Annotated in this window: 16 protein-coding genes; 6 read left to right on the plus strand and 10 right to left on the minus strand. The window is 64.9% G+C overall.

Annotation, left to right across the window (positions count from 1 at the left end; genetic code table 11):
- Nucleotides 1-11 precede the first annotated feature (11 nt).
- From minE to minC, 3 genes are all read right to left on the minus strand, one after another.
- Nucleotides 12-266 (minus strand): cell division topological specificity factor MinE, encoded by a 255-nt coding sequence (gene minE / locus G4G71_RS10735; RefSeq protein WP_045210300.1) that lies wholly within the window; start codon nt 264-266, stop codon nt 12-14.
- Nucleotides 263-1,078, minus strand: a complete 816-nt coding sequence (gene minD / locus G4G71_RS10740; RefSeq protein ID WP_169937466.1) for a septum site-determining protein MinD — start codon at nt 1,076-1,078, stop codon at nt 263-265. Before minD ends, minE begins: the two co-directional genes overlap by 4 nt.
- A 61-nt stretch (nt 1,079-1,139) precedes the next feature.
- Nucleotides 1,140-2,075, minus strand: coding sequence for a septum site-determining protein MinC (minC, locus tag G4G71_RS10745; RefSeq protein ID WP_169937468.1), 936 nt, complete (start codon nt 2,073-2,075; stop codon nt 1,140-1,142).
- 144 nt (nt 2,076-2,219) lie between these two features.
- Between minC and G4G71_RS10750 the strand changes: the two genes are divergently transcribed.
- Both G4G71_RS10750 and G4G71_RS10755 read left to right on the plus strand, forming a co-directional pair.
- Nucleotides 2,220-3,149 carry a lipid A biosynthesis lauroyl acyltransferase gene (locus G4G71_RS10750; protein WP_169937470.1) on the plus strand — a complete coding sequence of 310 codons (930 nt, stop codon included), beginning with the start codon at nt 2,220-2,222 and terminating at the stop codon, nt 3,147-3,149.
- Between the two features lie 45 nt (nt 3,150-3,194).
- Nucleotides 3,195-4,379: a patatin-like phospholipase family protein gene (locus G4G71_RS10755; RefSeq protein ID WP_169937473.1), complete on the plus strand. Its 1,185-nt coding sequence runs from the start codon at nt 3,195-3,197 to the stop codon at nt 4,377-4,379.
- Between the two features lie 121 nt (nt 4,380-4,500).
- Here the strand turns inward: G4G71_RS10755 and G4G71_RS10760 are convergent, their stop codons facing one another.
- From G4G71_RS10760 to G4G71_RS10780, 5 genes are all read right to left on the minus strand, one after another.
- Nucleotides 4,501-5,361, minus strand: coding sequence for a pirin family protein (locus G4G71_RS10760; protein ID WP_169937475.1), 861 nt, complete (start codon nt 5,359-5,361; stop codon nt 4,501-4,503).
- A gap of 140 nt (nt 5,362-5,501) precedes the next feature.
- On the minus strand, nt 5,502-6,314 hold the full coding sequence (locus G4G71_RS10765; protein ID WP_169937477.1) for an MlaA family lipoprotein: 813 nt from the start codon (nt 6,312-6,314) through the stop codon (nt 5,502-5,504).
- Nucleotides 6,315-6,318: 4 nt separating this feature from the next.
- Nucleotides 6,319-7,668, minus strand: a complete 1,350-nt coding sequence (locus G4G71_RS10770; protein ID WP_169937479.1) for an alpha/beta fold hydrolase — start codon at nt 7,666-7,668, stop codon at nt 6,319-6,321.
- A gap of 85 nt (nt 7,669-7,753) precedes the next feature.
- Entirely contained in the window at nt 7,754-8,239 is a 486-nt protein-coding gene (locus tag G4G71_RS10775) for a GNAT family N-acetyltransferase (RefSeq protein ID WP_169937481.1), read from the minus strand.
- Between the two features lie 70 nt (nt 8,240-8,309).
- Nucleotides 8,310-8,876: a hypothetical protein gene (locus G4G71_RS10780; RefSeq protein WP_169937483.1), complete on the minus strand. Its 567-nt coding sequence runs from the start codon at nt 8,874-8,876 to the stop codon at nt 8,310-8,312.
- 111 nt (nt 8,877-8,987) lie between these two features.
- Between G4G71_RS10780 and G4G71_RS10785 the strand changes: the two genes are divergently transcribed.
- The gene (locus tag G4G71_RS10785) at nt 8,988-9,353 is read left to right on the plus strand and encodes a hypothetical protein (protein ID WP_169937485.1); all 366 of its coding nucleotides are present in this window, start codon (nt 8,988-8,990) and stop codon (nt 9,351-9,353) included.
- A 1-nt stretch (nt 9,354) separates the two neighbouring features.
- Here G4G71_RS10785 and G4G71_RS10790 read toward each other — a convergent pair whose 3' ends face one another.
- Both G4G71_RS10790 and G4G71_RS10795 read right to left on the minus strand, forming a co-directional pair.
- A complete protein-coding gene (locus G4G71_RS10790) occupies nt 9,355-10,911 on the minus strand; it encodes a glycoside hydrolase family 17 protein (RefSeq protein ID WP_169937487.1) in 1,557 nt (518 codons plus the stop codon).
- A 74-nt stretch (nt 10,912-10,985) separates the two neighbouring features.
- Entirely contained in the window at nt 10,986-11,198 is a 213-nt protein-coding gene (locus G4G71_RS10795; protein ID WP_169937489.1) for a DUF2061 domain-containing protein, read from the minus strand.
- A gap of 285 nt (nt 11,199-11,483) precedes the next feature.
- Here G4G71_RS10795 and G4G71_RS10800 point away from each other — a divergent pair, with 285 nt between their 5' ends.
- From G4G71_RS10800 to G4G71_RS10810, 3 genes are all read left to right on the plus strand, one after another.
- The gene (locus G4G71_RS10800) at nt 11,484-12,338 is read left to right on the plus strand and encodes a glycine betaine ABC transporter substrate-binding protein (protein ID WP_169937491.1); all 855 of its coding nucleotides are present in this window, start codon (nt 11,484-11,486) and stop codon (nt 12,336-12,338) included.
- A 212-nt stretch (nt 12,339-12,550) separates the two neighbouring features.
- Nucleotides 12,551-12,862, plus strand: coding sequence for a DUF485 domain-containing protein (locus G4G71_RS10805; RefSeq protein WP_169937493.1), 312 nt, complete (start codon nt 12,551-12,553; stop codon nt 12,860-12,862).
- A complete protein-coding gene (locus tag G4G71_RS10810) occupies nt 12,859-14,514 on the plus strand; it encodes a cation acetate symporter (RefSeq protein ID WP_169937495.1) in 1,656 nt (551 codons plus the stop codon). Before G4G71_RS10805 ends, G4G71_RS10810 begins: the two co-directional genes overlap by 4 nt.
- The last annotated feature ends 71 nt before the right edge of the window (nt 14,515-14,585 follow it).

A 14,585-nucleotide genomic window follows, 5' to 3' on the forward strand; every position in this document is an offset into this window, starting at 1 on the left:
CCAAAGCCGGATCAACGCTCCGGCAGGGTGATGTTGAGTTCCAGGATCGAACAACTGCCCTGGTTGGCCAGCTCGACCTGGACTTGTTCCTGGTCGATGGGCACGTATTTGCGGATCACTTCCAGCAGGTCTTTCTGCAACTGCGGGAGGTAGTCCGGTTGCGAACGGTTGCCGCGCTCGTGGGCGACGATGATCTGGAGTCTTTCTTTCGCGATGGATGCGCTGTTTTGCGCCTTCCGGCTGCGGAAGAAATCTAAAAGGCTCATTCACGTCCTCCGAACAGTCGTTGCAGGAATCCTTTCTTCTGCACATCGAGGAACCGATGGGGCATTTCCTTGCCCAGCAGTCGCTCGACGGCGTCGCTGTACGCCTGGCCGGCATCGCTCTCTTCGTCGAGGATGACCGGTACGCCCTGGTTGGATGCCTTCAGCACGGCCTGGGATTCCGGAATCACGCCGAGCAGACGGATGGCCAGGATTTCCTCGACGTCTTCGACGCCGAGCATTTCGCCCTTGGTGACGCGCTCGGGGTTGTAGCGGGTCAGCAGCAGGTGTTCCTTGATCGCGTCCTCGCCTTTCTCGGCGCGGGCGGACTTGCTGGCCAGCAGGCCGAGCATGCGGTCGGAGTCGCGGACCGAGGAGACTTCCGGGTTGGTCACGACGATCGCCTCGTCGGCGTAGTACATGGCCAGGTGGGCACCCTTCTCGATGCCGGCCGGGGAGTCGCAGATCACGTAGTCGAAGGTCTTCTTCAGTTCTTCGATGACCTTGCCGACGCCTTCCTGGGTGAGGGCGTCCTTGTCGCGGGTCTGGCTGGCAGCCAGCACGAACAGGTTCTCGAGGCGCTTGTCCTTGATCAGGGCCTGGGTGAGGGTCGCTTCGCCGTTGATGACGTTGACGAAGTCGTAAACCACGCGGCGTTCGCAGCCCATGATCAGGTCGAGGTTACGCAGGCCCACGTCGAAGTCGACGATGACGGTCTTGTGGCCGCGCAGGGCCAGGCCGGTGCCGATGGCTGCGCTGGTGGTGGTTTTACCGACGCCACCCTTACCGGAAGTGACTACGAGGATCTTGGCCAAGGTGATTCACCCCAAAGAAAAAACGAAGAATTCTGGTCCCTGAAAGTCGCGGCAGTATCCGTTAAAGGCGGGTGATGTTCAACACGTCACCCGACAGGCTGACGTGCACCGCCTGCCCCCATTGCGGACTGCGTCGAAGGTCTTCGGCGACCTTGTAATTACCAGCGATGGACACGAGTTCCGCGGCCAGCTGCTGGCAGAAAATACGTGCGCTGGTATCGCCCTTGACACCTGCCAGGGCGCGTCCGCGCATCGGACCGTACACATGGATATTTCCGTCGGCGAGAAGTTCCGCACCCGGGCTGACGGGGGCGAGCACGATCAGGTCGCCGCCAGCGGCGTAGATCTGCACGCCGCCGCGTACCGGGGTGGTTACCAGCTTGGTCGGGCGGACGACCGGTGCCGGCGGTTCGGCCGGCTTTTGCTCAGCGGCTTCCTTGGCCGGCTCCAGCGATTCGGCAACTGCCTCGGCGGGCGCTTCTGCGGCGTTCTCCGGCTTGGCCTCGGCGGGCTGCTCGGCCGGTTTCTCGGCCTGCACGCCAGCGCCGGCGGCCTGCTCGACCACCTTTTCCGAGAGTTTCTCGCCGCGTGGGCGACGTACCGGCGCTGCGCCGGTCACTTGCGGGACGGCGTCCTTGGGCTCGACCGTACGCTCGCGAGAGGAGCCCGACGGCGGCAGCACGGGGATGTCGAACATGGTGGCCAGGCGGATGTCTTCTTCGCGGCTGGCGCGAATGGCCAGGGTACGCAGGCCATGGCGGCGGCAGATGTCCAGTACGCCTTGCAGGTCGAGCTGGCCTTCGCCGTCGGGCAGCTTGTCCAGCGCCAGCACCAGCGGGGTGTCTCGGAAGAAGTTGGGGGCCTGGGCGACCTTGTCGGCGAGCTGGCGGTCCAGGCGCGGCAGGTCATTGTGGGCCAGTTCCAGAACGGTGACGGCCAGCATGCTGCCCTTGAGCTGGAATACGGGATCGTGGTCGAGAAGGTCGGCTTGGCTCATGGTCAGGCTGCATCACTAAATGGTGTGGACTTATAACGGAGCGCCCCGGCAGCCGCAAGCGTGGCGGAGGGCCAGGGCGTGAAGGCGGGCGCGGTGTGCGTCGGCAAGGTAGAATGTCGGGCTTTGACCTAGCCGGAAAGTTCCATGGACCGCCCCACCTTTCGCCGTGAGTTCCTCCATCCCCGCCACTGGCCGCTCTGGCTCGGTCTTGGCGTGCTCTGGCTGGTGGTGCAGCTGCCGTACCCGGCGCTGCTGGGCCTGGGCCGCGGACTGGGGGCGCTGATGTACCGTGTGGTCGGCAGCCGTCGGGCGATTGCCGCGCGCAATCTGGAGTTGTGCTTCCCGGAGCTTTCCGCCGCCGAGCGCAAGCGCCTGCTGAAGGAAAACTTCGCCTCCACCGGCATCGCCTTCTTCGAGATGGCCATGAGCTGGTGGTGGCCCAAGGCCCGTCTGGCCAAGCTCGCCCACATCGAAGGCATCGAGCACCTGAAGAAAGCCGAGGCCGAAGGCAAGGGCGTGATCCTCATGGCCATGCACTTCACCACCCTGGAGATCGGCGCGGCGCTGCTGGGCCAGGTGCAGACCATCGACGGCATGTACCGCGAGCACGACAACCCGGTGTTCGACTTCGTCCAGCGTACCGGCCGCGAGCGGCATAACGCCGACGCCACCGCCATCGAGCGCGAGGACGTGCGCGCCATGCTCAAGGTGCTGCGCGCCGGCCGCGCCATCTGGTACGCGCCGGACCAGGATTATGGCGCCAAGCAGAGCCTGTTCGTGCCGCTGTTCGGCATCCAGGCCGCTACCGTCACTGCCACCACCAAGTTCGCTCGCCTGGGTCGTGCGCTGGTACTGCCCTTTACCCAGTCGCGCCTGGCTGATGGCTCCGGCTATCGACTGACCATCCACCCGCCGCTGGAGGATTTCCCCGGCGAGAGCGAAGAGGCCGACTGCATTCGCATCAACCAGTGGGTGGAGAGCGAGATTCGCCGTCAGCCCGAGCAGTACCTCTGGGCGCATCGGCGCTTCAAGAGCCGCCCCGAGGGTGAGCCGAAGCTCTACGACAAGAAGTAGGCCGGGGCGGTCTACGCTGGTATCGACGCGACAAGGACTTCAGCTGTGACCGACTCCGCCACTGCACCGACTTCCCCGGCCGTCACCGGCCTCATTCTTTCTGGCGGCGGCGCGCGGGCGGCCTACCAGGTCGGCGTGCTGGCCGCCATCGCCGAGCTGCTGCCCGAGGGGGCGGAGAATCCCTTCCCGGTGATCGTCGGCACTTCAGCTGGCGCGATCAACGCAGTCGGTCTGGCGTGTGGGGCAATGTCGTTCACGGGCGCCGTGGAGCGCCTCACTCAGGTCTGGAAGGGTTTTCGCACCGGGCAGGTGTACCGTTCCGACTGGCCGGGTGTGTTCAGTCAGGCCTTCAAGTTCCTCGGCCACAGCCTGCTGGGGCTGGGAAAACGCGAGCCGGTGGCGCTGCTGGACAGTACGCCGTTGCGCTATCTCCTGGAGCGTGAGCTGGACCTGTCCGGCATCGCCGCCGCCGTACGTCGCCGCAACCTGCGCGCGGTAGCAGTCACCGCATTCGGTTATGAGTCCGGCCAGGCGGTGACCTTTTACCAGGGCCGCGCCACCATCGATCCCTGGCTGCGCCACCGGCGTATCGGCGTGCCGACGCGCCTGCAGATCGAGCATTTGCTGGCCAGTTCGGCGATTCCGTTGCTGTTCCGCCCGGTGAAGATTCTCCGCGAGTTCTTCGGCGACGGTGCGGTTCGGCAGCAGGCACCGATCAGCCCGGCGCTGCACCTGGGCGCCAACCGAGTTCTGGTGATCGGAGTCAGCGGCAATCCCACCGTCGGCAGTGCCAACGAGTCCGTGGCGAACTACCGTACCGGCCAGCCGCCCAGCCTGGCGCAGGTGGGCGTCCACCTGTTGAACAGCACCTTCATCGACAGCCTGGAAGGCGATATCGAGTTGCTGCACCGCATCAACTTCCTCAGTTCACTGGTGCCCGAAGAGGCGCGCCGCTCGACGCTGGGGCTGGCGCCGGTGGATGTGCTGCTGATTTCGCCAAGCCGGCCGCTGGACGAGATCGCCGCGCAGTATCGCCACGAACTGCCGCGTGCGCTGCGCCTGTTCCTGCGCGGGCCGGGGGCGACCAAGGCGAGCGGGGCAGGCGTGCTCAGCTACCTGCTGTTCGAGCCGGGTTACTGCAATGCGCTGATCGATCTGGGGTATCGCGATGCCATGGAAAAGCGCGCGGAGATCGCGCGCTTTCTGGGGATGGAGGAGTGGTCGCTGTAGGCCCGCAGCGGTGTTTCCATGAGCGTAGGAGCGGACTCCGTCCGCGATTGGCATCAGGCGTGTGGGGAAACCATCGCGGACGGAGTCCGCTCCTACGCGCAGCCAGCCCTGTGCGTCTGGGTCAGACCGCGAAAACGCCATCGCGGTAGTCGCGCAGGGCCTGCTCGATTTCCTCGCGGCTGTTCATCACGAACGGGCCGTACTGCACGATGGGCTCGTTGAGCGGCTTGCCGGCCAGCAGCAGGACGCGCGCGCCCTGGTCGCTGGACAGCTGGATCTCGTCGCCCTGGCCCAGGCGCACCAGGTGGTTGGTGGCGACGGTCTCGTTGCCGCGCTCGCCCGGCACCTGCAGCGACCCTTCGTAGACGTACAGCATCACCCGATGGCCCGCCGGAATCTGCGGAGCCACCGAAGTGCCCGCCGGCAGGACCAGGTCGTAATAGTGCGGTTCGGTGTCCGGACGCTGCACCGCGCCATCGACGGCGTTCTCGCCGTCGTCGAAGCGCCCGGAGATCACGGTCACGCCCACGCCTTGTGTAGTGGTCACGCGCGGCACGTCTTCCGGCTCGATATCGCGGTAGCCGGCCGGGGACAGCTTGTCCTTCGCCGGCAGGTTCAGCCACAGCTGGAAGCCGCGCATGGCGCCTTCCACCTGTTCGGGCATCTCGCTGTGGATGATGCCGTGGGCCGCCGTCATCCACTGCACGCCGCCGGGCTTGAGCAGGCCGGTATTGCCCAGGTGGTCTTCGTGGCGCATGCGCCCTTCGAGCATGTAGGTGACGGTCTCGAAACCGCGGTGCGGGTGCGCCGGGAAGCCGGCGATGTAGTCGTCGGGGTTCTGCGTGTCGAACTGGTCGAGCATCAGGAACGGATCGAAGCGTTCGATGCCCGCGCCGCCAATGACGCGGGTCAGGCGCACGCCTGCGCCGTCGGAGGCGGGGTGGCCGATGTGCTGGTCGATCACGGTACGCAAACGGGTCATGGGGACCTCCTTGATCTGTGAATGGAGATCATCCTAGTCCCAATTGGTGGATCAATGGTTGCGAGTTTTTCAGCTTAACTATCGACTGGTTCGATGTGTCTTTAGAAAGAAAACCGCCGCCCGAAGGCGGCGGTGTCGTCTCACTCCTGGATCTGCAGGCGCCGGGCTTCGGTATAGAAGTAGCGCAGCTTCTCGTACTCGAAGGGCGTGTTCATCTGCCCGTAGCGGAAGCCGTTGCTGTAGCGCTTGTCGATGATCTCCAGCACCGGCAGTTCCCAGTACTCGCGGCTGATCTCGGAGTAGTTCAGGTAGTTCACTTCGCGCGCGGCGACGAAGTCGGTGACCAGCCCGCCGGTGTCGCGCAGGTTGGACGGGCCGAGGATCGGCAGCATCAGGTAGGGGCCATCGGGGACGCCCCAGTAGCCCAGGGTCTGGCCGAAGTCCTCGCTGAGCCTGGGCAGGCCCATGGCGGTGGCCGGGTCCCACAGGCCGCCGATGCCGAAGATGGTGTTGAACAGCAGCCGCGCGGTGCTGTTCGCCGCGCGCTGGGGCTTGAGCTGGGCAACGCTGTTGAGCAGCGTCGGCACTTCGCCCAGGTTGCTGAAGAAGTTGCTCACGCCAGTGCGCACGAAGTGCGGGGTGACGTACTCGTAGCCGTGCACCACGGGCAGGAAGACCCACTCGTCGAAGCGGTAGTTGAAGTGATAGACCCGGCGGTTCCACGACTCCCAGGGGTCGTAGACGTTGAGGGCGTCGAAGGTGGCGCGCTCGAACTCGCGCTGGTCCAGGCCGGGGTTGAACTTCAGCGCGTCGAGCGGGTGCTTGAAGCCGTCGTCGTCCGGCACCATGTCGAACTTGGTGGTGATGGGCGTCTGTACCGGTTGTGCGGTCTCGGCCTGGGCGACGCCGCAGGCCAGCAGCAGGGCAAGAGTCCAGGAATGGCGGAGTGGCATGGAGTCAGTTCCCTGTCTGCGCGGTGGCCAGGCCGTCGGCCGGGGCACCCTGTCCCTTGAAGAAGCCCAGCATGTCCTGGGCGTTCACGCGGTAATTGAGGTTGCCGCAGTGGCCGCCGCGCGGGTAGAGCGTCAGGCGGTCGCCAAAGGTGCGGCGCAGGAAGCCGATATCGCCGGGGCCGAGAATGACGTCGTCGGCGTTGTGCATGACGGCGATCTTCGGGCTCTGCTTCAGGTAGTCCTGAACGCCGTACAGGCTGACCTGGTCGACCAGCTGCGGGAGGCTGCCGCCGTCGTACTTGGCGCGCCATAGCGGCATCAACTGGTCAGTCATGTAGCACTCGAAGTCGCACTGCATGGCGCGCTTGAAGAACGGCGTCAGGCTGGTGCCTTCGGTGATCGGGTACTTGGGCGGGGTGATCAGGCCGCGGCGGTTGATCAGGTCGGAGGTGAAGGCGATGTCGGCGGAGGAGAAGCGGAACACCGCGCCGATCAGCATGGCCATCTCTTCATTGGAGAGGTGCTGCTTGGATTGCTGCAGGTCGAAGAGGAAGGCGTCGTTGAGGTCGACGTAGCCCTTCTGGTTGAAGTAGCGGGTCAGCTTGGCCAGGATCACCTGGTAGAAGGTGTTGGTGTCGTTGATGCCCTTGACCTGGGTCTGCACCAGCTTGTCGAGGTTGCTGACCGAGGTGTAGAGGTTCACCGGCGGGTTGAGCAGCAACACGCGCTTGAAGTTGAAGCTGCGGCGGGTTTCGTCGAGCTTGCTGACAAAGGCTGCGTGCAGCGCGCCCAGGCTGTAGCCGGTCAGGTAGTAGTCGCTGACAGGCAGGTCCGGATGCTGCGCGCGCACCGCCTGCATGACTCTGTACAGGTCGTCGGCATCGTCGGGCGTGTAGCCGGGAGTGGCGACGTGGGAAGCGCCGACCATGAAGTCCCAGCTGGTCGGCGAAGACAGTTGCACCACGTGGTAGCCGGCGCCGTAGAAGAGGCGCTTGAGGTACTCCGGCGTCGTGCTGGCGTAGTTGGCGCCGGTGCCGGCAATGATGAAGACCAGCGGCGCCTTGTGCTTCTGCCAGGCCAGGCGGTAGTGCAGCTTCTTCACCGGCCAGAAGTTGCTCGGCAGCTCGTACTCGCGCTCCGGGCGCAGCTTGAGTGCGTAGTCCGACTGGCGGATGTCCTCGTCCGCCGGCAGTTGCGGGCGCAGCTCCGGCGGGGTGGTGGCGATGGTCGCCTCGAACGGGTTGATCAATGGGTAGCCGTAACTGGCCTGATCCACATCGCGGGCAAATACCGACCCGGCGAGTCCCAGTGCGAGGCAACCGATCAGGGCTGCCACGCGGTCAAGAAATGTCATGGTTCGGAGTCCTTTCAAGAGGAGGCCAACTCTAGGGTGACCGGCGATTAAGACCAGCACATTTCCGACAAGTGCAACTCGCTTGTCAGCCTTTGCGCGCGAGGTCCTTGAGTGCGTCACCGGTTAGACGATAGACGGTCCATTCGTCCTGTGGGCGCGCGCCCAGGCTGCGATAGAAGCCAATGGCCGGTTCGTTCCAGTCCAGCACCGACCATTCCAGCCGACCACAGCCACGCTCCACTGCCAGCCGCGCCAGCTCCGTGAGCAGCGCCTTGCCCAGCCCGGCGCCGCGCGCGGCGGGGCGCACGTAGAGGTCTTCGAGGTAGATGCCGGGCTGGCTCAGCCAGGTGGAGTAGTTGTGGAAGAACAACGCAAAACCCTGGGGCGTGCCATCCACCTCCCCGATCAGCACCTCGGCGTAGGGGCGCGGGCCGAACAGATGGTCGTGCATGCGCTGGGCGTCGGCCTTTACCTCATGGACCAGCTTTTCGTAGTCGGCCAGTTCGCGGATCAGTTCGAGAATCAGCGGGATGTCGTCGGGGACGGCGGGGCGCAGGGTGGCACGAGGCATCGATAATTCCTTGCAGGGCGGGATCGCAACGAGGATGCCCAAAGGCGGGCGCGGCTGGCAACCGGGCGTCTCAGTAATGCTCCAGGCTCTCCACCCAGACCAGCTCGCAGGCGCCGGCGCCGGTGTCCTCGCGGGTCAGCGAACTGACCCAGCGCCAGCCGTCATCGCCCTCCACGCGCACCAGCTTGCCGGAGAGGCGAATGTGCTCGCCGGCGCTGACCTGGGCCAGGGTGCGCGCCACATCGTCGCTGGCCGGGATCATGTGCATGTTGGCGGCATGGGTCTCCAGCTCCCGGCGGGGAATCGGTAGCTTGTCGGCGTGCCAGTAGAACCAGCGGTTGCCCTGGGTGATGCGGATATCGGCCAGCACGCGCGGGTCATCCATCGGCCCCCAGCCCAGGGCGAGATCGGTGGGCGACAACTCCGCCTCGCGGCCCAGACGGTAATCCTCGCGGCCCAGCACGCGTGCCTCGATGTTGAAATCCTCCAGTGGATAGATGGAATAGCGCTCCAGGCGGAAGCCGCCATTGGCCAGTGTCTGGCTGTGTTGCTGCGGCGCCTGGGGACGCTCGGTCGGCCATAGCCACCAGAAGCTGCCCGCCAGGCAGGCCAGCAGGAACAGGGTCGATCGTTTCATCGAAGGCTCCATTGCTGGGCGAAGTCTAAGCTGCAACCGGCCCCCCTTGCATCGGCCCTTGCGCTGGTTATGCTGGGCGCCGATTTCCCGCCTGCCCGGAGTAGTGGCGCCATGTCCCGTCGTTTGCCCCTGATCCTCCTGCTGCTCGCCCTGGCCCTGTGGCTGGCCGCCAGTTATGGCGTGCGTTTCGGCCTGATGGAGGATGGCCGTTGGGTTGGCCTCTGCGCCGATGAAGCCACGCGCTGGGAGTGCGGCGTGCGTTCGCAACTGGGTTGGGCGATTCATTTCGGCGTGTTCGGCAAGCTCGCCCTGGGGCTTTCACTGCTGGCCTTCTTCGTGCCGCGCCAGGCCGGCTGGTGGCTGGCGGTGCTGGCGATGCTGGTCACGCTGCCGGCGCTGGTGCTGTACAACGCCGGGCTCGCGGTGTTCGCGGTGGTATTGACCGGTCTGCGACTGGTGCGGGCAGCGGGACTCTGAGTCAGGCCTTTTGCGGCATCAGCCGTCCGCGTAACAGTGCGCCGAGCAGGAGCAGGCTCACCGCTGCCCAGCCCAGTGCCTGAAGATTGCTCAAGCCTTCCGTTGCCAGCTGTGCGGGAATCCCGGCGGCAATGATCAATGCCAGCAACAGTGCTTCTCGACGTGGCGTCGCAACCGGCCGGCACAGATAGACCAGCGCCGGGAACAACAGTGCCGCGCTGGGGAAACTGCGGTAGCGCGCGTCGAAGACCATCCCGAGCATCAGCACCGCACCAGCGAAACCGGCCGCCGCCAGCCACAGGCCGGCGTGGCGTTGCAGCCAGTCGAACGCCTTCGCGCGCCAGCCGGCACGAGCCGACAGTGCCAGGCTGATGTGCAGCAGTACCAGCAGATTCAAGCCCACCAGTGCCGCCGACCAGAGCCACTCGCCCCAGAATCGGCTGATGATCACCGACAGTTCCAGCCACAGGCCGATGCAGCCGGCCCCGAGTGCGCCAACCAGCGGCAACAGGAAGGCATTGCGGGCAGAGGCGGGGCGGCCGCCGACCAGCAATCCACCGAGCAGGATCACGCCGGAAAGCCCCAGCCATAGCGGCCAGCCTGGCAGGTTGCTGACCGGCCCGGCGAGCACGCCCTTCTCCTCGCGGTCGGCGCTGAACAGGCCCCAGTAACCGCCCACCGCGCCTTCGCTCTGGCGCTTCCAGGGCTGGTCGAAGGCTTCGATCAGGTTGTAGCGCCAGCCTTTCTCCTCGGCCATGTGCACGAAACCGCGGATGAAGCGCGCCTCGTTGACGCGGCTGGGCAGGGCGGTTTCGCGCTGGCGGCCTTCGCTGGGCCAGCCGGTTTCGCCGATCAGGATGTCCTTGGGGGCGAACTCGCGGCCGAAGTCCTCGCGGATCTTCGCCACGTGGGCGAGTGCATCGTCGATCCCGCTGGGATTGTCTTCCCAGTACGGCAACAGGTGGATGGTGACGAAGTCCACCGCCGGGGCGATCTCCGGGTGCTGGTGCCAGAAGTCCCAGACGTCGGCGTAGGTCACCGGCTGGCGCACACGAGCCTTCACCTTGTGGATCAGCCCGGCGAGGTAGCGCCCGGTGACTTCCTTGCGCAGCAGGGTCTCGTTGCCGACGATCACCGCCTGTACCACGTCCGGGTACTGGTTGGCCGCCTTGATCAGCGCCTCGACTTCCCGATCGGTGTCCACCGGGTTGGCATTGACCCAGGCGCCGAGCATCAGCTTCAGGCCGTGCTTGCGCGCCAGCGCCGGGATGCCTTCCAGCCCGGTCATAGAATAGGTGCGCACGCACTCGAAGCGCGTCGCCAGCAGCGCCAGGTCAGCGTCCATCTGCTCCGGGCGCAGGACGAAGGGCTGGTCGAAGGGCGACTGGTCCTTGGCGAACGGGCTGTAGGACGCGCACTGCAGCTTGTGCGTGGGCGTGGCTGCGTCGGGCAGGACCACCGGTTTGCCCAGGCCGTACCAGAGGCCGCCGAGGGCGATCAGGGCAAGCAGCAGGGCGAGAAGGTAAGGGAGAAGCGGAAAGCGCGAGGACTGGGGCATGGGGGCACGCGAACCGTGGCGAGGCGCGCATCTTAGCAACGCCGCTCGCCGCCGTCAGTGCCCACGCGGGGTGCTCACGCGTGACGGTGAGCCCAGTTGTGCGTCGGTTGGGCCGCGTTGCCCTCGATGCACTTCCAGAACTTCTCGTGGAAGTGGAAGCCCACCGCGTTGCACAGCGGCTCGACGATCGCCACCAGGCCGCCCACGGTGATGCTGCCGGTCAGCGCGTAGGCGACGCTGAAGGCGATGGCGAAGTGCATCAGGGTGAAGGTGACGGTCTTGAGCATGGTGGCAATCCTCCAGTCGAGAATGATTCTCCGTTGCTGAAAGACTACTGCGCGGGAACCCCGCCGGGTAATCGAGCCTCTGTATGGAGGCGATAGGCCGGCACCTTCGTCGCGGATGGAATGGCGCGGTCGTGGATGGACGGATTCTGTCGTGGATCGGACCGTTTGGCGTCGTTCTCAGAGCAGTTCGCCAGCAGCGGGCGCCGATCATGAAAGGGCGGCCAAGACCGCGAATGGCGCCGGGTCCACTCGGACGCCGCAACGAAAAATCACGGGGAGAAAACCATGTCTATGATGCGACGCCTGTTGGGCCTGGGCGCAGGGCTGGTGCTGTCGGCAGCGGCCGGGCTGGCCGGTGCGGCAGCCAAGCCGGAAATCACCATCGGTTACGTGGACGGCTGGTCGGACAGCGTGGCCACCACGCACGTGGCCGCCGAGATCATGCGCGAGAAGCTCGGCTACCAGGTCAAGCTGATGCCGGTTGCCGCCGGGATCATGTGGCAGGGCGTGGCGCGCGGCAAGCTCGACGCCATGCTCTCGGCCTGGCTGCCGGTCACCCATGGCGCCTACTACGAGAAGATGAAGGACAAGGTCACCAACCTGGGCGTGAACTACCCGGGGGCGAAGATCGGCCTGATCGTGCCCGAGTATGTGAAAGCCAACAGCATCGAAGACCTCAAGGCGCAGAAGGCTGATTTCGATGGCCGCATCGTCGGCATCGACGCCGGCGCCGGGGTGATGCTCAAGACTGACCAGGCGATCAAGGACTACGGCCTGGACTACAAGCTGGTAGCCAGTTCCGGCAGCGGCATGATCGCCGAGCTGACCCGCGCGGAGAACGACAAGAAGGCCATCGCCGTCACTGGCTGGATCCCGCACTGGATGTTCGCCAAGTGGAAGCTGAAGTTCCTCGAAGACCCGAAAAAGGTCTACGGCGAAGAGGAGCATGTCGACAGCGTCGCCAACCCGGCGCTGGAGAAGAAGGCGCCGGAAGTCTGGGCCTTCCTGAAGAAATTCCAGTGGAAGGACGGCCAGGAAATCGGCGAAGTGATGCTGGCCGTGCAGAACGGCGAGAAGCCGGAAGTGGCCGCCAAGAAATGGGTCGAAGCGCATCCGGATCGGGTGAAGGAATGGCTGTAAGCAGCTAGACTGAACTTGCACGCGTAACAGAAAAATCCCCCGCGAACGCCATCGTTCGCGGGGGATTTTTTTATGCCGAGGCGTCTATTCCGGGCTTGTTCGCAAGAGGGGGCAAATCGCTACGACTAAAGTCGTCTGGAGCGCTTGCAGCGGACACATAAATTAGGGATCGACGACATCCGCGTCATCCCCGCTGTGAGGACAAGAACAAAATGAACGACAGCATCTACCAGCGGATTGATACCAATCCGCGCTTCAAAGAGTTGGTGGCCAAGCGCGAGCGATTCGCCTGGCTGCTCTCCCTGATCATGTTGGGCCTGTACGTGGTCTTCATCCTGCTCATCGCCTTCCAGCCGCAGCTGCTGGGTACGAAGATCAGTGCCGATTCGTCCGTCACCTGGGGCATCCCCATGGGCGTCGGGCTGATCCTCTCGGCCTTCGTGCTCACCGGCATCTACGTGCGCCGGGCGAACGGTGAATTCGACCGCATGAACCAGGAAATCATCAAGGAGGCCCAGCAATGAAAGGCCGAATCACAGCGGCGTTCGCTCTGGCGGCCTTCGCTCCCGCACTCTGGGCTGACGCCCTCACTGGCGAGGTGCAGCGTCAGCCGCTGAACGTCTCTGCCATCGTCATGTTCGTCGCCTTCGTCGGCCTGACCCTGTGCATCACCTACTGGGCTTCCAAGCGCAGCAAATCCGCCGCTGATTTCTACACCGCCGGCGGCAGCATCACCGGTTTCCAGAATGGCCTGGCGATCGCTGGTGACTACATGTCCGCCGCGTCCTTCCTGGGTATTTCCGCGCTGGTGTTCACCTCCGGCTACGACGGCCTGATCTACTCCATCGGCTTCCTCGTTGGCTGGCCGATCATCCTCTTCCTGATCGCCGAGCGCCTGCGCAACCTGGGCAAGTACACCTTCGCCGACGTGGCTTCCTACCGCCTCAAGCAGAAGGACATCCGCACCCTGTCCGCCTGTGGTTCGCTGGTGGTGGTGGCCTTCTACCTGATCGCGCAGATGGTCGGTGCCGGCAAGCTCATCGAGCTGCTGTTCGGCCTGAACTACCATGTCGCCGTGGTCCTGGTCGGCATCCTGATGGTTCTGTACGTGCTGTTCGGCGGCATGCTCGCCACCACCTGGGTACAGATCATCAAGGCCGTGCTGCTGCTCTCGGGCGCTACCTTCATGGCGATCATGGTGCTCAAGCACGTCAACTTCGACATCAGCACCCTGTTCTCCGAAGCCATCAAGGTTCACCCCAAAGGCGAGGGCATCATGAGCCCCGGCGGCCTGGTGAAGGACCCGATCTCCGCGTTCTCCCTGGGCTTCGCGCTGATGTTCGGCACCGCCGGCCTGCCGCATATCCTGATGCGCTTCTTCACCGTCAGTGACGCCAAGGAAGCCCGCAAGTCGGTGTTCTTCGCCACCGGTTTCATCGGCTACTTCTACATCCTGACCTTCATCATCGGCTTCGGCGCGATCCTGCTGGTCAGCACCAATCCTGACTTCAAGGACGCCACCGGCGCGCTGCTGGGCGGCAACAACATGGCCGCCGTGCACCTGGCCGATGCCGTGGGCGGCAGCCTGTTCCTCGGCTTCATCTCCGCCGTAGCCTTCGCCACCATCCTTGCGGTGGTCGCCGGCCTGACCCTGGCCGGTGCCTCGGCCGTGTCCCACGACCTGTACGCCAGCGTGCTGAAGGGCGGCAAGGCCAACGAGAAGGACGAGCTGCGCGTGTCGAAGATCACCACCGTCTGCCTCGGCGTGGTGGCCATCGTCCTCGGCATCCTGTTCGAGAAGCAGAACATCGCCTTCATGGTAGGCCTGGCCTTCTCCATCGCTGCCAGCTGCAACTTCCCGGTACTGCTGCTCTCGATGTACTGGAAGAAGCTGACCACCCGCGGCGCGAAGATCGGCGGCTGGCTCGGCCTGATCACCGCGGTGACTTTGATGATCCTCGGCCCAACCATCTGGGTACAGATCCTCGGCCACGAGAAAGCCATCTACCCGTACGAGTACCCGGCGCTGTTCTCCATGGCCGTGGCCTTCATCGGCATCTGGTTCTTCTCCATCACCGACAAGTCCGCCGCTGCCGACGAGGAGCGTGCACGCTTCTTCCCGCAATTCATCCGCTCGCAGACTGGCGTAGGTGCCACTGGCGCCGTTGCCCACTGATCGCGTGAGCTAACCTGCCGGGGCCGGAGGTGGAAACACCTCCGGCCCCGCTTTTTGACAGGGATGGATAA

Source organism: Pseudomonas multiresinivorans (assembly GCF_012971725.1).
Classification (GTDB): domain Bacteria; phylum Pseudomonadota; class Gammaproteobacteria; order Pseudomonadales; family Pseudomonadaceae; genus Pseudomonas; species Pseudomonas multiresinivorans.

Coding starts and splice junctions, on each gene's coding strand:
- minE (WP_045210300.1), bottom strand. CDS start 266: ATGAGCCTTTTAGATTTCTTCCGCAGCCGGAAGGCGCAAAACAGCGCA.
- minC (WP_169937468.1), bottom strand. CDS start 2,075: ATGAGCCAAGCCGACCTTCTCGACCACGATCCCGTATTCCAGCTCAAG.
- G4G71_RS10750 (WP_169937470.1), top strand. CDS start 2,220: ATGGACCGCCCCACCTTTCGCCGTGAGTTCCTCCATCCCCGCCACTGG.
- G4G71_RS10760 (WP_169937475.1), bottom strand. CDS start 5,361: ATGACCCGTTTGCGTACCGTGATCGACCAGCACATCGGCCACCCCGCC.
- G4G71_RS10765 (WP_169937477.1), bottom strand. CDS start 6,314: ATGCCACTCCGCCATTCCTGGACTCTTGCCCTGCTGCTGGCCTGCGGC.
- G4G71_RS10770 (WP_169937479.1), bottom strand. CDS start 7,668: ATGACATTTCTTGACCGCGTGGCAGCCCTGATCGGTTGCCTCGCACTG.
- G4G71_RS10775 (WP_169937481.1), bottom strand. CDS start 8,239: ATGCCTCGTGCCACCCTGCGCCCCGCCGTCCCCGACGACATCCCGCTG.
- G4G71_RS10780 (WP_169937483.1), bottom strand. CDS start 8,876: ATGAAACGATCGACCCTGTTCCTGCTGGCCTGCCTGGCGGGCAGCTTC.
- G4G71_RS10785 (WP_169937485.1), top strand. CDS start 8,988: ATGTCCCGTCGTTTGCCCCTGATCCTCCTGCTGCTCGCCCTGGCCCTG.
- G4G71_RS10790 (WP_169937487.1), bottom strand. CDS start 10,911: ATGCCCCAGTCCTCGCGCTTTCCGCTTCTCCCTTACCTTCTCGCCCTG.
- G4G71_RS10795 (WP_169937489.1), bottom strand. CDS start 11,198: ATGCTCAAGACCGTCACCTTCACCCTGATGCACTTCGCCATCGCCTTC.
- G4G71_RS10800 (WP_169937491.1), top strand. CDS start 11,484: ATGTCTATGATGCGACGCCTGTTGGGCCTGGGCGCAGGGCTGGTGCTG.
- G4G71_RS10805 (WP_169937493.1), top strand. CDS start 12,551: ATGAACGACAGCATCTACCAGCGGATTGATACCAATCCGCGCTTCAAA.
- G4G71_RS10810 (WP_169937495.1), top strand. CDS start 12,859: ATGAAAGGCCGAATCACAGCGGCGTTCGCTCTGGCGGCCTTCGCTCCC.